An 18,292-nucleotide genomic window follows, 5' to 3' on the forward strand; every position below is an offset into this window, starting at 1 on the left:
TCCCGGCGATGAGGCCGGGAGTTTAGAGAGTTTGGCAGGCCGTGTCGCGTGCCTACGCCGCGTCGAGCGCCTGCTCGAGGTCGGCGATGATGTCGTCCTTGTCCTCGAGCCCGATCGAGAGCCGCACCACGTCGGGGCCGGCGCCGGCTGCGACCTTCTGCGCGTCGGAAAGCTGGCGATGAGTCGTCGAGGCCGGATGGATGATCAGCGAACGTGTGTCGCCGATGTTGGCGAGGTGCGAGAACAGCTTGACGTTGGAGACGAGCTTCACACCTGCGTCATAGCCGCCCTTGAGGCCGAAGGTGAAGACAGCGCCCGCGCCCTTCGGTACGTATTTCTTCCCGAGGTTGTGATAGCGGTCGCCCGGCAGGCCCGGATAGCTGACCCAGGCGACCTTCGGGTGCTGCGCCAACCAGTTCGCCACCGCGTTGGTGTTGTCGCAATGCCGCTGCATGCGCAGCGGCAGTGTCTCGATACCGGTGAGCACCAGGAAGGCGTTCATCGGCGACAGCGCCGGACCGATATCGCGCAGGCTCAGAACCCGGCAGGCGATTGCGAAGGCGAAGTTGCCGAAGGTCTCGTGCAACACGATGCCGTTGTATTCGGGGCGCGGCTCCGACAGCATCGGATAGCGACCCTCGCGCGACCAGTTGAAGGTTCCGCCGTCGACGATCAAGCCGCCGATCGAGTTGCCGTGGCCACCAAGGAACTTGGTGAGCGAGTGCACCACGATGTCGGCACCGTAGTCGAACGGCTTGCAGAGGTACGGCGTGGCAAGCGTGTTGTCGACGATCAGCGGTACGCCTGCGCGCCGCGCGATCGCCGAGATCGCCTCGATGTCGACAATGACGCCGCCGGGATTCGCGATCGACTCGACGAAGATCGCTTTGGTCTTTGGCGAAATCGCGCGCTCGAACGAGCTGAGATCGTCGGGATCCGCCCACACCACGTTCCAGCCGAAATTCTTGAACGAGTGATTGAACTGGTTGATCGAGCCGCCATAGAGCTTCTTAGAGGCGACGAACTCGTCTCCGGGCTTCATCAGGCAATGGAACACCAGAACCTGCGCGGCGTGGCCCGAAGCGACGGCGAGACCCGCGGTGCCGCCTTCCAGCGCGGCAACGCGTTCCTCGAGCACGGCGTTCGTGGGATTGCCGATGCGCGTGTAGATATTGCCGAAGGCCTGAAGGCCAAACAACGATGCCGCGTGATCGACGTCATCGAATACGAACGACGTGGTCTGATAGATCGGCGTCGCGCGGGCACCGGTGGTCGGGTCGGGCTGGGCGCCGGCGTGAATCGCGAGCGTGGCGAAGCCGGGAGTGCGTTCGGTCATGTGACGTCCTTGGCGCTATCCTCGATAACTCGACCACGGCAAAAGGCCGATTTTATCGGGTGTATCGAACCACAGAGGAGCGTCAAGGCATAGACTGACGGTTGCGTTAATTCGCAACCGCCGTGCTGATTAAGCAGATAAATTTGGAATTGCTTCCCCCGAAAGGCGGAGAAAAGCGACTTGTTAATACCGGCCGTAACGGCCGCGCTGATCGTATTGGTCCCAGCGGTCCGGCCGATCGGGCTGATCGTCGCCGCGATCATACCGGTCGCCCTGATCAAAACCCCGTTCGCGCCGCGACGCCGCCGGGCCCTGCTTGGAGTAGCGTGCCATCACCATGCGGCATGGAGCCGAAATCCGGTTGATGTTTCGTGCAAGACAGGCCGCGACGCGAGCTCGATCCGGAATAGCGTCGCCGCACACCGTGAAGGCGTCGTTCATGCAGGCCTGCTGGTCTTCCTGGCTCTGGGCCGACGCCGTGACAGGCGTGAAAGCGACCAACACTGCTGCAAGCGCGAAGTAAAATTTCATCGGTGCCTCCACGGCCACTGACACTGCGGCCAGACGATAGTCGCACAAGTCGTTCGTCGCACAAGCCTTCACGCGAGTTGTACAACGCAAATCGTCAGGCCTTGGTTCCCCTGGTGGTATCATGCGCTGCACGCTCGGCCGCCTCGGTTGAACCGCCAGACATCGTTAAACGATTCAGCGACATGCGCTGCACCCCTCGGCCCAAAAGCGGAGCACGCTTGGAACTCAGCGTGCGCGAGTTCACGCCAATCCAACCGATCTCCGATGACAGGCGGCCGTATTCGATTTTGGGACAGCGGTTCATGACGACCTTGATGCCTGCTGCTTCGGCCTTGGCCGCGGCCTCATCGTCGCGCACGCCAAGCTGCATCCAGATCACCGCCGGCCGCGGCGTCATGGTCAACGCCTCGTCGACCACGGCGGACGCGTACTGCGAGGCGCGGAAGACATCGACCATGTCGACCGGCTCGGGAATTTCCGACAGCGTGGCATAGACCCTCTGGCCAAGGATGTCCTTGCCGGCCTGGCCGGGGTTCACCGGAAGCATGCGGTAGCCGCGCTCCAGCAGATATTTGAAGGCGAAATAGCTGGGCCGACTGTCCTTCGGAGAGATGCCGACCATGGCGATGGTCTTCACGGTGTTGAGAATGCCGCGAATGAAAGTGTCGGGATAATTGTCGTGGTTCATGTGTCTCAGCGGCGTCCGCCATAGGCCGCAACCGGACCGAGACCGAGGAGGCCTGCGGCGAGCGACAGCATCGCATTGTCCAAAGTTTCGGGCAGACATACGCCGCCGCATTGCCACGCCGACATCGCAGCAAAGCCCGCGGTGAGAACGATGCAAAACGCGACGCCAGCGAGAGTGCCGCGCATCACCTCGCGCTTCGTCAGCCTGAGCGCGTGCAGCCCTGGGGCCAGGACAATGCCCATCGAGTTTGCAGCAGTCATTGATTTTCCCAGGTCGGGTCGCGCTTCTCGATGAATGCGCAGATGCCTTCCTCGGCATCGCGCGCCATCATGTTCTCGGTCATCACTTCGGAAGCATAGCGGTAGGCCTCGGCGAGTGGCAGCTCGATCTGGCGATAGAACGCAGCCTTGCCGATGCCGACGACGTGCGATGACTTCGCCGCGATCTTGTGCGCGAGCTCCAGCGCGCGGCCATGCTGCTCGCCGTGCGGCACCACCGCGTTGACGAGCCCCATCGCTGCGGCTCGCTCGGCAGGAACGATCTCGCCCGACAGCAGCATTTCCATCGCATGCTTGCGCGCCACATTGCGCGACAGCGCCACCATCGGGGTCGAGCAGAACAGTCCGATGTCGACACCGGGCGTCGCGAAACCGGCCTGTTCGGACGCCACGGCAAGATCGCAGCTCGCGACAAGCTGACAGCCCGCTGCCGACGCCACGCCTTGCACCGAGGCGATAACCGGCTGCCGCAGGTTGACGATCTGCTGCATCATCGCGCTGCAGGTCGTCATGATGTGGCGAAAGTATGCGCGACCGCCGTCGGCGTCAGTGCGCCGCGAGGAGAGTTCCTTGAGGTCGTGGCCGGCGCAGAATGCCGTCCCGTTCGCCGCCAGCACCACGGCATGGATTTCTTTGTTTGCGGCGATCGCGGTGAACGCGTCGCCAAGCATGACGAGCAGTTGTTCTGAAAGGCTGTTCCTCGCGGCCGGACGGTTCAACGTGAGCACGGCGACCGGGCCGTCATCGTGACGGAGCAGGGCGGCTTCCGCGGTGGTGACGCGAGTGGTCTCGACATTCATCGGGGTCGGCGGCCTTTACGGCTTGGATTCTGGCATTGTACCCGATCTAGGGTGATCAGGGAGCGCGGCAAGGCCGGGCCATGAATGAAGCAGCCAAAGCGCCATTGTTGAAAAGCGCCCTCATGTCTTTGGCGGAGCTCGAGCGGTTTCTGGCGGCCGAGTTTCCGCAGGCGTTCCATCCTGAAAGCGGCCTCACCATCGAGGCGGTGTGGCATGGCGGCGGCCGCGTGCGGCAGGCCTACCAGCCGCAATTCGTGCGGCCCGGCGGCACCATCTCGGGGCCGACCATGATGGCGCTCGCGGACTTCACCATGTACGTGGGGTTGCTCGCCTCGATTGGCCCGGTGCCGCTGGCGGTCACGACCAATCTCAATATCAATTTCCTGCGCAAACCCGAGCCCCGGGACCTGGTGGCTGAATGCCGGCTGCTCAAACTCGGCAAACGGCTGGCGGTGGGCGAGGTGGGCCTATTCTCCGACGGCACCGTGGAACCGGTCGCCCATGTGACATCGACCTACTCGATCCCTCGAAAATAACGGAACTTGGAGAGTGGTGCTATAATACCTATTTTACATCCTGTTGAAATACCATCGGAATTGCCCGTCATTTGTCGTTGACCGCACGACTCCGGTCCGTTACAAGCCGCGCTCAAGCGAAATCCGCGTCAACGGACATCAAGTGTTATGGCAACACACTCTACTAAGACCGCAGATATTGAGAAGAAATGGGTTCTGATCGACGCCAGTGGTTTGGTCGTCGGCCGGCTCGCGACGATCATCGCCATGCGGCTGCGTGGCAAGCACAAGGCGAGCTACACCCCGCATATGGATGATGGCGATAGCGTCGTGGTCATCAACGCCGCCAAGGTCGTGCTGACCGGGCGCAAGCGCGAGAAGAAGGTCTATCACCACCACACCGGCTTCATCGGCGGCATCAAGGAGCGCACCGCGCGCTCGATCCTCGAAGGCCGCTTTCCTGAGCGCGTGCTTGAGAAGGCCGTGGAGCGCATGCTGCCGCGCGGCCCGCTCGGCCGTGTCCAGCTCGGCAACCTCCGCGTCTATCCGGGTGCGGATCACCCGCACGCCGCCCAGCAGCCTGAGAAGCTCGATATCGCAGCCATGAACCGCAAGAACATGAGGGCCGCCTGATGGCCGAGACCATTCAATCGCTCGACCAGCTTTCGTCGCTCAAGCCTGTGGCGCCCGAAGCTCCGAAGCACATCCAGAAGCTCGACAAGCAGGGCCGCGCGTATGCCACTGGCAAGCGCAAGAACGCCGTCGCGCGCGTCTGGGTGAAGCCCGGCAAGGGCACCATCACGGTCAACACCCGGCCGATCGAGGTGTTCTTCGCCCGTCCGGTGCTGCGCATGCTGATCCAGCAGCCGATCGTCGCGGCCAATCGCACCGGCCAGTACGACATCATCTGCTCGGTGTCCGGCGGCGGACTTTCGGGTCAGGCCGGCGCGGTGCGCCACGGCCTGTCGAAGGCGCTGACCTATTTCGAGCCGGAGCTGCGCTCGGTGCTCAAGCGCGGCGGCTTCCTCACCCGCGACAGCCGCGTGGTCGAGCGCAAGAAGTACGGCCGTGCCAAGGCCCGCCGGTCATTCCAGTTCTCGAAGCGCTGATCGGCTTCAACACAAACACGGAAGAGGGCGCCCTTCGCGGCGCCCTTTTTCTTTTGCGATGCGGCAACGAAAAGTAAGCAAGCGTTAGGCGTGTCCGACAACCAGACCTTTACGCGTGCGGCCTAATCTTGGCTGCATGGATTCGGCACGCATCCACGGCAAGGCAACCGCACTGACGCTTGAAGCCGACGCCGCCTGCGCGGGACTCGCGCTCGCCTGCGCCTATTCGTCGTCGGACGAATACGAGGCGGACGTGATCCGCAGCCGCCGCGCGGCGGGCGCCTACGGTGCCTCCTCGTATCACCGCGAGTTCGCGATGGTCGCGGCAGCGCTCGCGGTGCTGATGCTGATCTATCTCGTCCATTAATCGCGCCCGTTGACGGATCGTTCGCGATTCGCAATCGATGCGCCCATGACATCCGAACTCAAAGATAAGATCGCGTTGGTGACCGGCGCGAGCCGCGGCATCGGCAAAGCCATTGCGCTGGAGCTCGCCCAAGCCGGCTGCGATCTGATGCTGACCGCGCGCGACCGTGAGGCGCTGGCCGGCACCGCGGACGCGATCCGTAAACTCGGCCGGCGCGCCGAGATTCATGCGGCCGATCTTACTGGCGTCGGCGAGCCGGAGCGGTTGGCCAAAGCCGCGAACGATGTCTTTGGCGGTCTCGATATCCTCGTGAACAATGCAGGCGCAGCGCGCCGCGGTGATTTTCTCAAGCTCAGCGACACGGACTGGGAGCAGGGCTTCGGGTTGAAGTTTTTCGCCCAGGTGAAGCTCAGCCGGGCGCTGTGGCCACTGCTGAAGGCACGCGGCGGCTCGGTCGTGGCCATTGCCGGCATCGGCGCCCGAGCGCCCGTCGCCGATTACATGATCGGCTCCTCGGTGATCGGCGCGCAGCTCGCTTTCATGAAGGCACTGGCCGAGATCGGCAAACGCGACGGCGTGCAGGTGAATTCCGTCAATCCCGGCTCGGTCGCGACCGATCGCTTCCGTCATCGTCTCGATATCATCATGAAGCGCACCGGCCTCGATGAGGCCGCGGCCATCGAGCATCACCGCAAGGAGCTCGACATCACGCGTTTCGGCAAGCCGGAGGATGTCGCGGGCCTCGTCGCCTTCATCGTCTCGCCGCGCGGCCGCTGGCTGCAGGGCGCCGCGATCGATATGGATGGCGGCCAGGTCGATCCGCTGCGGATGTCGCGCTACGATTGACGGCTCGATACCCGCGCTATCATCAAGCGCACAACAGTATGGAGAGACCATGCGTCGAAAGCTGATCAAGGGCGCGGCCATCGTCAGCATGGATGCCGCAATCGGCGATTTGCCGAAGGGCGATGTGCTGATCGAGCAAGATCGTATTGTGGCCGTCGCGCCGAGCATCGCAGCCGATGACGCCGAGGTGATCGACGCCTCGCGGATGCTGCTGCTGCCCGGCCTGATCAATGGCCATCTGCACACTTGGCAGACCGGGCTGCGCGGCCTTGCCGCCGACTGGACGGTCGCGGGATACATGCAGGCGATGCATCGCGGGCTTGCCACGCTGTTTCGCCCCGAGGACATCCACATCGCCAACTTGGTCGGCGCGCTGAACCAGATCAACAACGGCGCGACCACGCTGGTCGACTGGTGCCACAACAACCCGACGCCGGCGCACAGCGACGCCGCCGTGCAGGGCCTGGCCGATGCCGGCATCCGCGCGCTGTTTCTGCACGGCTCGCCGAAACCGGATCCCAAGCCCGGCCAAAAACATTTCAGCGAGGTGCCGATGCCGCGCGGCGAGGTAGAACGCTTCTGCAAGGGCCGTTTCGCCAGCCGTGACGGGCTTCTGACCTTCGGCCTCGCAGTCCTCGGTCCGTACTACTCAACCTACGATGTGACGAAGCAGGACCTGGCGCTGGCGCGCGAGTTCGACGTGTTCGCCAGCATGCATGTAGGTGGCGGAAAGGGGATGGTGCCGGACGGTTTCGAGCGGCTGCTCGACGACGGGCTGGTCGACCGCCACCTGACGATCGTGCACGGCAACGACATCGCGCCCGACACAGTGCGGCGGATCGCCGATCGCGGCGGGACATTCACGGTCACCGCCGAGATCGAATTGCAGATGGGTTACGGCGATCCGCTCACCGGCATCCTGCACGAACACAAGGCGCCGATCTCGATCGGCTCCGACGTCGAGCCCGCGGTCGGCTCGGACCTCTTCACCTGCATGCGGCTGACCCTGCAACATGAGCGCAACCGCGGCATCATCGAGACGCTGGAGAAAACCGGCAGCCGGCCGCAGCGCGCGGCGGTGACCTGCCGCGACGCGCTCGCCTGGGTGACGATCGACGCCGCAAAAATCGCCGGCCTTGATGACCGTGTCGGCTCGGTCACGCCGGGCAAGCAGGCCGACCTCGTCCTGCTGCGGACCGACGCACTCAACATGACGCCGATGCGCGATCTCGTGGGCTGTGCCGTGATGCAGGCCGCAACCGCAAATGTCGACACCGTGCTGATCGCCGGCCGCACCGTGAAGCAGGCCGGCCGGTTGCTCGCGGACGACGTCGCCGGAAAGCTTGCAAAGCTGCAGAGCTCGGGCGATCGCATCCTCGCGGATTTCGAGGCGCTGCCGACCCGTGCCGCGTGAGCGCCGCAAGCCCATGGAAAAAGGGGCGCCCGCAAGAGCGCCCCTTTCAGTTTGTTGACGCAGACGGCCGTCCGGAAGACGGACGTGCAGTTACGCCGAATAGTACATGTCGTACTCGACCGGATGCGGGGTGTGCTCGAAGCGGATCACCTCGGTCATCTTCAGCTCGATGTAGCTGTCGATGAAGTCGTCGTCGAACACGCCGCCGGCCTTCAGGAACTCGCGATCCTTGTCGAGGTTGGCGAGCGCCTCGCGGAGCGAGCCGCAAACCGTCGGGATCTTCTTCAGCTCCTTCGGCGGCAGATCGTAGAGGTCCTTGTCCATGGCCTCGCCCGGATCGAGCTTGTTCTTGACGCCGTCAAGGCCGGCCATGAGCAGCGCGGCAAATGCAAGATACGGATTGGCGAGCGGATCGGGGAAGCGGACCTCGACGCGCTTGGCCTTCGGGTTGGTCGTCCACGGAATGCGGCAGGAGGCCGAACGGTTGCGCGCCGAGTAGGCGAGCAGCACCGGGGCTTCGAAGCCCGGCACCAGCCGCTTGTAGGAGTTGGTGGTCGGGTTGGTGAAGGCGTTGATCGCCTTGGCGTGCTTGATGACGCCGGCGATGTAGGACAGGCAGGTCTCGGAAAGATCGGCGTACTTGTTGCCCGCGAACACCGGCTTGCCGGCCTTCCAGATCGACTGGTGGCAGTGCATGCCCGAACCGTTGTCGCCGTAGATCGGCTTCGGCATGAAGGTCGCGGTCTTGCCGTAGATGTTGGCAACCTGCTGGATGCAGTACTTGTAGATCTGCATGCGGTCGGCCATCACGGTGAGAGGCGCGAACTTGAGGCCGAGCTCGTGCTGCGCCGAGGCGACTTCGTGGTGGTGCTTCTCGACCACGCAGCCCATCCGCGCCATCGCGGCGAGCATCTCCGAGCGCATGTCCTGCACCGAGTCCTGCGGCGGCACCGGGAAGTAGCCCTTCTTGGTACCAATGCGGTGGCCGAGGTTGCCGCCCTCATACGAGGTGTCGGAATTGATCGGCAGTTCGACCTGATCGAGCTTGAACCCGGTGTTGTACGGGTCGGCCTTGTACTTGACGTCGTCGAACACGAAGAACTCGGCCTCAGGGCCGAAGAAGATCGTGTCGCCGATGCCCATCGACTTCACCATGCCCTCGGCCTTCTTGGCGATGCCGCGCGGGTCGCGGTTGTAGGGCTCGCCAGTGGTCGGCTCGAGCACGTCGCAGACCAGCACCATGGTGGTCTCAGCGAAGAACGGATCGATCGAGGCCGAGGCCGGATCGGGCATCAGGCACATGTCGGACTCGTTGATGGCCTTCCAGCCGGCGATCGAAGAGCCGTCGAACATCTGGCCTTCGGCGAAGGTGTCTTCCTCGATCATGGAGACGTCGAAGGTCACGTGCTGCCACTTGCCACGTGGATCCGTGAATCGGAAATCGACGTATTTGACGTCGTTGTCCTTGATCATCTTCATGACGTTCTTGGCGGTAGTCATGGAACGCTTTCCCTTTCGTGACGGGCTGTGGTGCTCAAAAAACTTTATGGATGGATCGGCGCGCTAGATCGCGTCCACTCCGGATTCCCCCGTTCTGATCCGGATTGCCTCTTCGACATTCGAGACGAAAATCTTTCCGTCGCCGATACGCCCGGTCTGGGCGGCGCGACGGATCGCCTCGATGGCTTTCTCGACCATATCATCGCCGAGAACAATCTCGATCTTCACTTTAGGGAGAAAATCCACGACGTACTCGGCACCCCGGTACAACTCGGTGTGTCCCTTCTGGCGGCCGAAGCCCTTGGCCTCGGTCACTGTGATGCCTTGCAGCCCAACCTCTTGGAGAGCCTCCTTCACCTCGTCGAGTTTGAACGGTTTGATAATGGCCTCGATCTTCTTCATCGCGCTTCATCTCCCGGGCGTCCGGTCACGTCTCCAGACGCACCGCGCCTTCCGATAGCAGGGTCCGTGCCAAGGTCGGAGGTCACGAAATTCCTTGATTTTCGACTGGTTAGCTGAAGTTTGTGGCAAACGGAAATTCAAACGCCAGCGGGCCTCGCCTACGTAATAGGCAAATTGCCTATCCAATGGTCAAGTTCTGTCCTCGTTGTGGCCGTTTGACCCGGCCGATAGTGTCCCGCCCCATGATTGAGCTTCTTACCACCGCCGAAATGGCGCAGGCCGACCGCCTCACGATCGAAGGCGGCGTGCCGGGCATCCGCCTGATGGAGGCAGCTGGCCGTGCTGTGGCGGACGCGGTGGCGCGGCATGCTCCCGGCATGGTCTGCGTCGTCGCGGGTCCGGGCAACAATGGCGGCGACGGATTTGTCTGCGCGCGCATCCTTGCCGGCCGCGGCTATCGGGTGCGGCTTCTGTTGCTCGGCGACCGCGATCGCCTGAAGGGCGACGCGGCCGAAGCGTTTCGTTCATGGAGTGGTCCGGTCGAAACGGCTGAGCCCGCCGGCCTCGCGGGAGCGGATCTCACCGTGGATGCGTTGTTCGGAGCCGGCCTCGACCGCCCGGTGACCGGATCGGCGCGCGCGATGATCGAGGCGATCAACGAAACCACCGGGCCGGTCATTGCGGTGGACCTTCCGAGCGGCATCAACGGCACCAGCGGCGCTGAGATGGGGGTCGCGGTCAACGCCAGCGAGACCGTGACGTTCTTTCGGCGGAAGCCCGGCCATCTGCTGCTGCCGGGCCGGCTGCATTGCGGGCCGGTTGAAGTCGTCGACATCGGAATTCCCGAGAGCGTGCTTGCGACAATCGGTCCGCGCATTTGCGCCAACGCGCAAAGCCTGTGGGCCGGCGTATTTCCAGTGCCGCAGTCCGGCGGCCACAAATATCGTCGCGGCCACGCGGTCATCGTGTCGGGCGGACCGTCGCACACCGGGGCCGCGCGGCTTGCCGCACGCGGCGCGCTCCGGGCAGGGGCGGGCCTCGTCACGTTGGCGAGCCCCCGCGACGCGCTCGCCATCAACGCCGCGGCAAGCCTCGCCGTCATGGTCCGGGCCACCGATGGCGCGTCCGAGCTTGCGGCATTGCTGTCCGATCCGCGGCTGAACACGGTCGTGCTCGGTCCAGGAGGCGGAGTCGGCGCGCCGATGCGTGAACTCGTGCTGGCAGCGCTCCAAGGGGAGCGGGCGGTGGTGCTCGACGCCGACGCGCTGACCAGTTTCGCTGAGGACCCTGCCGTGCTGTTTGGCGCCATCCGGGCGCGGGGGGCGGCACCGACCGTGCTAACGCCGCACGAAGGTGAGTTCGCGCGATTATTTAGCAATATCGTGCAAATATCTGATAAATCATCAAAATGCGACCGTACGCATGCCGCCGCAGAGGCCTCGGGGGCGGTCGTCCTGCTGAAAGGCTCGGATACCGTGGTGGCCGCACCCGACGGCCGGGCCTCGATCACCGAAAATGCGCCGCCATGGCTCGCGACCGCCGGCTCGGGCGACGTCCTGGCAGGGTTTGTCGCAGGGCTGCTGGCCCAGGGCATGCCGGCGTTCGAAGCGGCCAGCGCTGCAACGTGGCTTCATGGCGAGGCTGGCACCGAAGCAGGGCCGGGGCTCATCTCCGAAGACCTGCCGGACGCCCTGCGCATGGTCTACCGGCGGCTGTTCGTCGATCTGGGCGTCTGGCCGTGATCCCTGACCGCGACCCTCCGCGGTAACCACAAGCCCGGCTTTTAAGGGTGGTGCCGCAGCAAAAGCCCGTGTTATAAGCCGCGCCGCTCAGCCGATCGCGGTACGACTTCAACGCCAGGGCGGGCGTGGCGGAACTGGTAGACGCGCGGGATTTAGGTTCCCGTGACGAAAGTCGTGGGGGTTCGAGCCCCTCCGCCCGCACCACCTCTCTGGCGCAGTTCTTTGGCGCGCCGCCGGCTGATCCCTGCTAAGACCAGCGGGAATTCTAAACGCCGCATCCGCGGCACAACACGAAGATTGTCGAGATGCAAGTCACGGAAACTCTCAGCGACGGCCTCAAGCGCGAATTCAAGGTCGTGGTCCCCCTGGCCGATCTGGCCACCAAGGTCGACGAGCGGCTGGTCCAGCTGAAGGACCAGGTTCGCATCAACGGTTTCCGGCCTGGCAAGGTGCCGGTGGCACACCTGAAGCGTCTCTATGGACGCTCGGTGATGGCCGAGACCATCGATGCCAGCGTGCGCGAGGCCAACGCTCAGATCGTCACTGACAACGGCTTCAAGCTGGTCCGCGATCCGCAGGTCAAGCTGCCGGAGGACAAGGAATCGATCGAGCAGATTTTCGAAGGCAAGACCGATCTCGCTTACACGGTCGCGCTCGAAATTCTGCCGCCGATCGAACTCGCCGACTTCAAGGGCATCAAGATCGAGCGGCTGACCGCCGATGTGGCCGACGCCGAAGTCGACGAAGCCGTGCAGCGCCTTGCCGAGCAGAGCCGTCCGTACGCCGCCAAGGCCGATGGCGCCAAGGCCGAGAGCAAGGACAAGGTCACGATCGACTTCACCGGTAAGATCGACGGCGAGCCGTTCCAGGGCGGCACCGGCGGCGACGTCGCGCTGGTGATCGGCTCCGACACCTTCATCCCGGGCTTCGAGGAGCAACTCATCGGCGTTGCCGCAGGCGACAAGCGCACCGTGAAGGTGACGTTCCCGCAGACCTATCCGGCGCAGCACCTTGCCGGCAAAGATGCGGAGTTCGACGTCACCGTGAAGTCGGTCGAGGCGCCGCAAGAGGTGAAGATCGACGACGAATTTGCGAAATCGCTCGGGCTCGAGTCGCTGGAGAAGCTCCGCGAGATGATGAAGCAGCGCATCGGCCAGGAGCACGCCGCGATGTCGCGGCAGAAGGTCAAGCGCAAGCTGCTCGACGAACTCGATGCCCGCCACAAGTTCGATCCGCCCCCCAGCCTCGTCGAAGACGAGTTCAACAACGTCTGGAAGACCATCCAGGACGACCTGCAAGCCCGCAAGCGAACCTTCGAGGACGAGGGCACGACCGAGGAGAAGGCCAAGGAAGAATACCGGGGCATCGCGGAGCGGCGCGTGCGGTTGGGTCTTGTCATTGCCGAGATCGGCGAACGCAACAAGATCAACGTCAGCGACGAAGAGCTGAGCCGCGCCGTGATGGATCGCGCACGGCAGATGCCGGGCCAGGAGCAGCGGGTGTGGGACTTCTACCGCAACAATCCCGATGCGCTGGCGAGCCTGCGCGCGCCGATCTTCGAGGAGAAGGTCATCGACTTCATTCTTGAACTCGCCCAAATCACCGACAAGACGGTGTCGAAGGAAGAGCTCTTTAAGGAAGACGACGAAGCCTGACGCGGCATCGTCGACTGGCCCTTGCGCGACTGAGCGGCTGGACTATTTGACGTGACCGGGACTGCGGCGATGGCCGCGGCCCCGGAAGCTGCAGCTCCTCGTGCGGCGCAGCGGTCCGTCCACAGGGTTTGCACGACCCTCCGCCCTACATGTCGCCCCGGGCGGAACCTATATAGTCTTGGCGGAGCCTTCGATTCGTCCGTCCGCCTGCAGGAGATAGAGCGTGAGAGATCCCGTCGACACCTACATGAACCTGGTCCCCATGGTGGTCGAGCAGACCAACCGTGGCGAGCGGGCCTATGACATTTTCTCGCGGCTCCTGAAGGAGCGGATCCTGTTCATCACAGGTCCGATCGAAGACGGCATGGCGACGCTGGTGGTGGCGCAGCTCCTGTTTCTCGAAGCGGAAAACCCGAAGAAGGAAATCTCGATGTACATCAACTCGCCCGGCGGGTTGGTGACGGCGGGCATGGCGATCTACGACACCATGCAGTTCATCCGGCCGCCTGTGTCGACGCTGTGCTGCGGCCAGGCTGCCTCGATGGGCTCGCTGCTGCTCGCGGCCGGCGCCAAGGATATGCGCTTCGCGCTGCCCAACGCGCGGGTGATGGTCCATCAGCCGTCCGGCGGGTTCCAAGGCCAGGCGACCGACATCATGCTGCACGCTCAGGAAATCCTGAACCTGAAGAAGCGGCTGAACGAGATCTACGTCAAACACACCGGCCAGCCGATCAAGAAGATCGAAGATGCGCTCGAACGGGATTACTTTCTTACGGCCGACGCAGCCAAGGACTTTGGTCTGATCGACAAGGTCATCGAGAACCGCCCGGAGGAGCCGGCACCAACGAAGCCCTGATCTGCCCGATCCGATGCAGCAAAAAGCCCCGAAAAGGGCCATTTTCCGGGCAGTGTTATTGTTAATGAAATCTTGATTATTGCTGCCTTAGCGTGGTTCGCTAGTATCTTGGAGGCGCGTTAGGGGAAAGTGTGACGGTCATGCTACGGTTTTTTAGCGTGGCTGCTGCTAAATAGTCGATCAGCCTCGTGGTGCTTCGCGAGGCTACGGAGAGCGGAATGAGCAAAGTCGGCGGCGGCGATTCGAAGAACACTCTGTACTGTTCGTTTTGCGGCAAGAGCCAGCACGAAGTCCGAAAACTCATCGCCGGCCCGACGGTGTTCATCTGCGACGAGTGCGTCGAACTGTGCATGGACATCATTCGCGAGGAGAACAAATCCTCGCTGGTGAAGTCGCGCGACGGCATCCCGACGCCGAAGGAAATCCGCAAGGTCCTCGATGACTACGTCATCGGGCAGGACCACGCGAAGAAGGTCCTCGCGGTCGCCGTTCACAACCACTACAAGCGGCTCAACCATCAGGCCAAGCACAACGACGTTGAGCTGGCGAAATCCAACATCCTGCTGATCGGTCCGACCGGCTCGGGCAAGACGCTGCTGGCGCAAACGCTGGCGCGCATCCTCGACGTGCCGTTCACGATGGCGGACGCGACGACGCTCACCGAAGCCGGCTATGTCGGCGAGGACGTCGAGAACATCATCCTGAAGCTGCTGCAGTCGGCCGATTACAACGTCGAGCGCGCGCAGCGCGGCATCGTCTACATCGACGAGATCGACAAGATCAGCCGCAAGTCCGACAACCCGTCGATCACTCGCGACGTGTCGGGTGAGGGCGTGCAGCAGGCGCTCCTGAAGATCATGGAAGGCACGGTTGCTTCGGTGCCGCCGCAGGGCGGCCGCAAGCATCCGCAGCAGGAGTTCCTGCAGGTCGACACCACGAACATCCTGTTCATCTGCGGTGGCGCCTTCGCCGGCCTGGAGAAGATCATCTCGGCGCGCGGCAAGTCGACCTCGATTGGCTTCGGCGCCAAGGTTTCGGCTCCGGAGGATCGCCGCACCGGCGAAATCTTCCGCGCGGTCGAGCCGGAGGATCTCCTGAAGTACGGCCTGATCCCGGAGTTCGTCGGCCGTCTGCCGGTGGTGGCCACGCTGGAGGATCTCGACGAGGCCTCGCTGAAGAAGATTCTCATGGAGCCGAAGAACGCGCTGGTGAAGCAGTATCAGCGCCTGTTCGAGATGGAGTCGATCGACCTCACGCTCGCCGAGGAAGCGCTCGGCGCGATCGCCCGCAGGGCGATCGAGCGCAAGACCGGCGCGCGCGGCCTGCGTTCGATCATGGAGGGCATCCTGCTCGATACCATGTTCGACCTGCCGAGCCTCGAAGGCGTGGAGGAGGTCGTGATCTCCAAGGAGGTGGTCGAGGGCACCGCCCGGCCGCTTTACATCTACGCTGATCGCGCCGGAGATGCCGGCGCCACGGCCAGCTAGAGCCGGTGGCCTGCTACCGCCGCTTTTGTAACGCTCAGTTCGTAGTGATGCCGGCTCGCCCGAAAGGGCGAGTGCGGTGTCATATTTGCTTGAATCTACAGGCTAACTTGACACCCCGGGTCGCTGTATCCACCTAATACGTTGGCGAATGGGCATTCTTTGCAGATTCGCCAGCTACCGGGCACCCGGTCTTGTTTTTGCTTTGTTCGAGAAGCGGGAATGACGACCAAATGCCCGGCCATCCGGCACTCCATCGCGGCTGCGCACACGCGGGCCATGAGGGAGGGGCACAACAATAAGGACCATGGAAATGACACTTCCCAAGCCACGTCCGCCGCTCAACCCAGGTGAGACCCGGGCCTATCCGGTGCTCCCGCTGCGGGACATCGTGGTCTTCCCGCATATGATCGTGCCGCTGTTCGTCGGCCGCGAGAAATCGATCAAGGCGCTTGAAGAGGTCATGCGCTCGGATACGTTCATTCTGCTCGCGACGCAGAAGAACGCCTCCGATGACGATCCTGCCACCAACGCGATTTACGAGACCGGCACGCTCGCCAGCGTGCTGCAACTCCTGAAGCTGCCCGACGGCACGGTGAAGGTGCTGGTCGAGGGCGCGCAGCGCGGCAAGGTTCTCGAGTACACCGATCGTAGCGACTACTACGAGGCGACCGCCGTCGTTCTTCAGGACGACATGGGCGACAAGGTCGAGGCCGAAGCGCTCGCGCGCTCGGTCGTGACCGAGTTCGAGAACTACGTGAAGCTCAACAAGAAGGTGTCGCCGGAAGTCGTCGGCGTGGTCCAGCAGATCGAGGACTACGCCAAGCTTGCCGACACCGTGGCGTCGCATCTCGCGGTCAAGATACCCGACAAGCAGGGCATCCTTGAGACCCCGACCGTCGCCGAGCGGCTCGAGAAGGTTCTGGGCCTGATGGAGAGTGAAATCTCCGTGCTGCAGGTCGAGAAGCGCATTCGCACGCGCGTCAAGCGCCAGATGGAGAAGACGCAGCGCGAGTACTACCTCAACGAGCAGATGAAGGCGATCCAGAAGGAGCTGGGCGACGAGGAAGGCCGCGACGAGCTGGCCGAACTCGAAGACAAGATCAAGAAGACCAAGCTCTCCAAGGAAGCCCGCGAGAAGGCCACGCACGAGCTCAAGAAGCTCCGACAGATGTCGCCGATGTCCGCCGAGGCCACGGTCGTGCGCAACTACCTCGATTGGCTGCTCTCGATTCCGTGGAACAAGAAGAGCAAGGTCAAGAAAGACCTCAAGCACGCCCAAGAGGTGCTGGACAACGATCACTTCGGCCTGGAGAAGGTCAAGGAGCGTATCGTCGAGTATCTCGCCGTGCAGCAGCGCGCCAACAAGCTGACCGGGCCGATCTTGTGCCTGGTCGGGCCTCCCGGCGTTGGCAAGACCTCGCTCGGCAAGTCGATCGCGAAGGCGACCGGCCGCGACTTCGTGCGCGTGTCGCTTGGCGGCGTGCGTGACGAGGCCGAAATCCGCGGTCACCGCCGCACCTACATCGGCTCGATGCCCGGTAAGGTCATCCAGTCGATGCGGAAGGCGAAGTCGTCGAACCCGCTGTTCCTGCTCGACGAGATCGACAAGATGGGCGCCGATTTCCGCGGCGATCCGTCGTCGGCCTTGCTCGAGGTGCTCGACCCCGAGCAGAACTCGACGTTCAACGACCACTATCTCGAGATCGACTATGATCTCTCCAACGTGATGTTCATCACGACGGCGAACACGCTCAACATCCCGCCGCCTTTGATGGACCGCATGGAGATCATCCGGCTCGCAGGCTACACCGAGGAAGAGAAGGTCGAGATCGCGCGCAAGCATTTGATCCCGGCTTCGGTGTCCAAGCACGGCCTCAAGAGCGAGGAGTGGTCGATCACCGGCGATGCGTTGCTGATGCTGATCCGCCGTTACACGCGGGAAGCTGGCGTCCGCAACCTCGAGCGTGAGATTTCGACACTGGTCCGCAAGGCCGTGAAGGAGCTCACCCTCGACAAGGCGAAGTCGGTTGCGGTCGATCCGAAGAAGCTCGAGGCCTATCTCGGCGTGCCGAAGTACCGGTACGGCGAGGTGGAAGCCGACGATCTGGTCGGCGTGGTCACGGGCCTTGCCTGGACCGACGTGGGCGGCGAGTTGCTCACCATCGAAGGCGTCATGATGCCCGGCAAGGGCCGCATGACCGTCACGGGCAATTTGCGTGACGTGATGAAGGAGTCGATCTCGGCTGCGGCGTCGTACGTCCGCTCCCGCGCGATCGCCTTCGGCATCGAGCCGCCGATGTTCGACAAGCGCGACATCCACGTGCACGTGCCGGAGGGGGCAACCCCGAAGGACGGCCCGTCGGCCGGCGTCGGTATGGTCACGGCGATCGTCTCGACCATGACCGGCATCCCGGTGCGCAAGGACGTCGCCATGACCGGCGAGATCACGCTGCGCGGCCGCGTGCTGCCGATCGGCGGATTGAAGGAGAAGCTGCTGGCCGCGCTGCGCGGCGGCATCAAGACCGTGATGATCCCGGAGGAGAACGCCAAGGACTTGGTGGAAATCTCCGAGAACGTCAAAAAGGGCCTGGAAATCATTCCGGTCTCTCGCATGGAAGAGGTCATCAAGCGGGCGCTGGTGCGCGTGCCTGAGCCGATCCAGTGGGACGAGACCACCAAACCGGTCGAGACTTCGGTCGAGGCCGTGGTTGACGAGGATGGCTCCGGCCTGACCGCGCACTGACGCGACCGGTCGTTACAAGCTGC

General features: G+C 63.4%; 18 protein-coding genes and 1 tRNA gene. 12 read left to right on the forward strand and 7 right to left on the reverse strand.

All coding sequences use genetic code 11. The features are described from left to right. Positions 1 to 52: 52 nt before the first annotated feature. The 5 genes from RHPLAN_RS20680 to RHPLAN_RS20700 form a co-directional block, all read right to left on the reverse strand. Entirely contained in the window at positions 53 to 1,336 is a 1,284-nt protein-coding gene (locus tag RHPLAN_RS20680; protein ID WP_068021421.1) for an O-acetylhomoserine aminocarboxypropyltransferase, read from the reverse strand. A gap of 183 nt (positions 1,337 to 1,519) precedes the next feature. After that, entirely contained in the window at positions 1,520 to 1,867 is a 348-nt protein-coding gene (locus RHPLAN_RS20685) for a hypothetical protein (RefSeq protein WP_157100389.1), read from the reverse strand. 94 nt (positions 1,868 to 1,961) lie between these two features. Then, positions 1,962 to 2,555 carry a CoA-binding protein gene (locus RHPLAN_RS20690; protein WP_068021426.1) on the reverse strand — a complete coding sequence of 198 codons (594 nt, stop codon included), beginning with the start codon at positions 2,553 to 2,555 and terminating at the stop codon, positions 1,962 to 1,964. A gap of 5 nt (positions 2,556 to 2,560) precedes the next feature. After that, the gene (locus tag RHPLAN_RS20695) at positions 2,561 to 2,815 is read right to left on the reverse strand and encodes a hypothetical protein (protein ID WP_157100390.1); all 255 of its coding nucleotides are present in this window, start codon (positions 2,813 to 2,815) and stop codon (positions 2,561 to 2,563) included. Next, on the reverse strand, positions 2,812 to 3,633 hold the full coding sequence (locus RHPLAN_RS20700) for an enoyl-CoA hydratase (protein ID WP_068021430.1): 822 nt from the start codon (positions 3,631 to 3,633) through the stop codon (positions 2,812 to 2,814). Before RHPLAN_RS20700 ends, RHPLAN_RS20695 begins: the two co-directional genes overlap by 4 nt. Positions 3,634 to 3,755: 122 nt before the next feature. Here RHPLAN_RS20700 and RHPLAN_RS20705 point away from each other — a divergent pair, with 122 nt between their 5' ends. From RHPLAN_RS20705 to RHPLAN_RS20730, 6 genes are all read left to right on the forward strand, one after another. Further along, entirely contained in the window at positions 3,756 to 4,169 is a 414-nt protein-coding gene (locus RHPLAN_RS20705) for a PaaI family thioesterase (protein WP_068031583.1), read from the forward strand. A 147-nt stretch (positions 4,170 to 4,316) separates the two neighbouring features. Then, the gene (rplM, locus tag RHPLAN_RS20710; protein WP_068021431.1) at positions 4,317 to 4,781 is read left to right on the forward strand and encodes a 50S ribosomal protein L13; all 465 of its coding nucleotides are present in this window, start codon (positions 4,317 to 4,319) and stop codon (positions 4,779 to 4,781) included. Next, on the forward strand, positions 4,781 to 5,257 hold the full coding sequence (gene rpsI, locus RHPLAN_RS20715) for a 30S ribosomal protein S9 (protein ID WP_068021433.1): 477 nt from the start codon (positions 4,781 to 4,783) through the stop codon (positions 5,255 to 5,257). The genes rplM and rpsI overlap by 1 nt, the downstream gene beginning before the upstream one ends. Before the next feature lie 136 nt (positions 5,258 to 5,393). Beyond that, entirely contained in the window at positions 5,394 to 5,624 is a 231-nt protein-coding gene (locus RHPLAN_RS20720; protein WP_068021435.1) for a hypothetical protein, read from the forward strand. 45 nt (positions 5,625 to 5,669) lie between these two features. After that, entirely contained in the window at positions 5,670 to 6,470 is an 801-nt protein-coding gene (locus RHPLAN_RS20725) for an SDR family oxidoreductase (protein ID WP_068021437.1), read from the forward strand. A gap of 49 nt (positions 6,471 to 6,519) precedes the next feature. Continuing rightward, positions 6,520 to 7,884: an amidohydrolase family protein gene (locus RHPLAN_RS20730; protein ID WP_068021439.1), complete on the forward strand. Its 1,365-nt coding sequence runs from the start codon at positions 6,520 to 6,522 to the stop codon at positions 7,882 to 7,884. 90 nt (positions 7,885 to 7,974) lie between these two features. Here RHPLAN_RS20730 and glnA read toward each other — a convergent pair whose 3' ends face one another. Both glnA and RHPLAN_RS20740 read right to left on the reverse strand, forming a co-directional pair. Then, complete coding sequence (gene glnA / locus RHPLAN_RS20735; RefSeq protein WP_068021441.1) at positions 7,975 to 9,384, reverse strand: type I glutamate--ammonia ligase; 1,410 nt, start codon at positions 9,382 to 9,384, stop codon at positions 7,975 to 7,977. A gap of 63 nt (positions 9,385 to 9,447) precedes the next feature. After that, on the reverse strand, positions 9,448 to 9,786 hold the full coding sequence (locus tag RHPLAN_RS20740) for a P-II family nitrogen regulator (protein ID WP_068021443.1): 339 nt from the start codon (positions 9,784 to 9,786) through the stop codon (positions 9,448 to 9,450). Between the two features lie 245 nt (positions 9,787 to 10,031). Here RHPLAN_RS20740 and RHPLAN_RS20745 point away from each other — a divergent pair, with 245 nt between their 5' ends. The 6 genes from RHPLAN_RS20745 (at position 10,032) to lon (ending at position 18,269) form a co-directional block, all read left to right on the forward strand. After that, positions 10,032 to 11,528, forward strand: coding sequence for a bifunctional ADP-dependent NAD(P)H-hydrate dehydratase/NAD(P)H-hydrate epimerase (locus RHPLAN_RS20745; protein ID WP_068031586.1), 1,497 nt, complete (start codon positions 10,032 to 10,034; stop codon positions 11,526 to 11,528). Between the two features lie 119 nt (positions 11,529 to 11,647). Beyond that, positions 11,648 to 11,732 (forward strand) — tRNA-Leu (locus RHPLAN_RS20750). A gap of 101 nt (positions 11,733 to 11,833) precedes the next feature. Then, complete coding sequence (tig, locus tag RHPLAN_RS20755) at positions 11,834 to 13,183, forward strand: trigger factor (protein WP_068021446.1); 1,350 nt, start codon at positions 11,834 to 11,836, stop codon at positions 13,181 to 13,183. A 223-nt stretch (positions 13,184 to 13,406) separates the two neighbouring features. Beyond that, positions 13,407 to 14,039, forward strand: a complete 633-nt coding sequence (locus RHPLAN_RS20760) for an ATP-dependent Clp protease proteolytic subunit (RefSeq protein ID WP_068021449.1) — start codon at positions 13,407 to 13,409, stop codon at positions 14,037 to 14,039. 218 nt (positions 14,040 to 14,257) lie between these two features. Further along, positions 14,258 to 15,526 (forward strand): ATP-dependent Clp protease ATP-binding subunit ClpX, encoded by a 1,269-nt coding sequence (gene clpX / locus RHPLAN_RS20765; RefSeq protein WP_068021451.1) that lies wholly within the window; start codon positions 14,258 to 14,260, stop codon positions 15,524 to 15,526. 310 nt (positions 15,527 to 15,836) lie between these two features. Beyond that, entirely contained in the window at positions 15,837 to 18,269 is a 2,433-nt protein-coding gene (gene lon / locus RHPLAN_RS20770) for an endopeptidase La (RefSeq protein ID WP_068031588.1), read from the forward strand. The last annotated feature ends 23 nt before the right edge of the window (positions 18,270 to 18,292 follow it).

This window comes from Rhodoplanes sp. Z2-YC6860 (assembly GCF_001579845.1).
In the GTDB taxonomy this organism is placed as follows: domain Bacteria; phylum Pseudomonadota; class Alphaproteobacteria; order Rhizobiales; family Xanthobacteraceae; genus Z2-YC6860.

What these genes read in the sequence shown, in the direction of transcription:
- RHPLAN_RS20680 (WP_068021421.1), bottom strand. Translation starts at nt 1,336, where the DNA reads ATGACCGAACGCACTCCCGGCTTCGCCACGCTCGCGATTCACGCCGGC.
- RHPLAN_RS20685 (WP_157100389.1), bottom strand. Translation starts at nt 1,867, where the DNA reads ATGAAATTTTACTTCGCGCTTGCAGCAGTGTTGGTCGCTTTCACGCCT.
- RHPLAN_RS20690 (WP_068021426.1), bottom strand. Translation starts at nt 2,555, where the DNA reads ATGAACCACGACAATTATCCCGACACTTTCATTCGCGGCATTCTCAAC.
- RHPLAN_RS20695 (WP_157100390.1), bottom strand. Translation starts at nt 2,815, where the DNA reads ATGACTGCTGCAAACTCGATGGGCATTGTCCTGGCCCCAGGGCTGCAC.
- RHPLAN_RS20700 (WP_068021430.1), bottom strand. Translation starts at nt 3,633, where the DNA reads ATGAATGTCGAGACCACTCGCGTCACCACCGCGGAAGCCGCCCTGCTC.
- RHPLAN_RS20705 (WP_068031583.1), top strand. Translation starts at nt 3,756, where the DNA reads ATGTCTTTGGCGGAGCTCGAGCGGTTTCTGGCGGCCGAGTTTCCGCAG.
- rplM (WP_068021431.1), top strand. Translation starts at nt 4,317, where the DNA reads ATGGCAACACACTCTACTAAGACCGCAGATATTGAGAAGAAATGGGTT.
- rpsI (WP_068021433.1), top strand. Translation starts at nt 4,781, where the DNA reads ATGGCCGAGACCATTCAATCGCTCGACCAGCTTTCGTCGCTCAAGCCT.
- RHPLAN_RS20720 (WP_068021435.1), top strand. Translation starts at nt 5,394, where the DNA reads ATGGATTCGGCACGCATCCACGGCAAGGCAACCGCACTGACGCTTGAA.
- RHPLAN_RS20725 (WP_068021437.1), top strand. Translation starts at nt 5,670, where the DNA reads ATGACATCCGAACTCAAAGATAAGATCGCGTTGGTGACCGGCGCGAGC.
- RHPLAN_RS20730 (WP_068021439.1), top strand. Translation starts at nt 6,520, where the DNA reads ATGCGTCGAAAGCTGATCAAGGGCGCGGCCATCGTCAGCATGGATGCC.
- glnA (WP_068021441.1), bottom strand. Translation starts at nt 9,384, where the DNA reads ATGACTACCGCCAAGAACGTCATGAAGATGATCAAGGACAACGACGTC.
- RHPLAN_RS20740 (WP_068021443.1), bottom strand. Translation starts at nt 9,786, where the DNA reads ATGAAGAAGATCGAGGCCATTATCAAACCGTTCAAACTCGACGAGGTG.
- tig (WP_068021446.1), top strand. Translation starts at nt 11,834, where the DNA reads ATGCAAGTCACGGAAACTCTCAGCGACGGCCTCAAGCGCGAATTCAAG.
- clpX (WP_068021451.1), top strand. Translation starts at nt 14,258, where the DNA reads ATGAGCAAAGTCGGCGGCGGCGATTCGAAGAACACTCTGTACTGTTCG.
- lon (WP_068031588.1), top strand. Translation starts at nt 15,837, where the DNA reads ATGACACTTCCCAAGCCACGTCCGCCGCTCAACCCAGGTGAGACCCGG.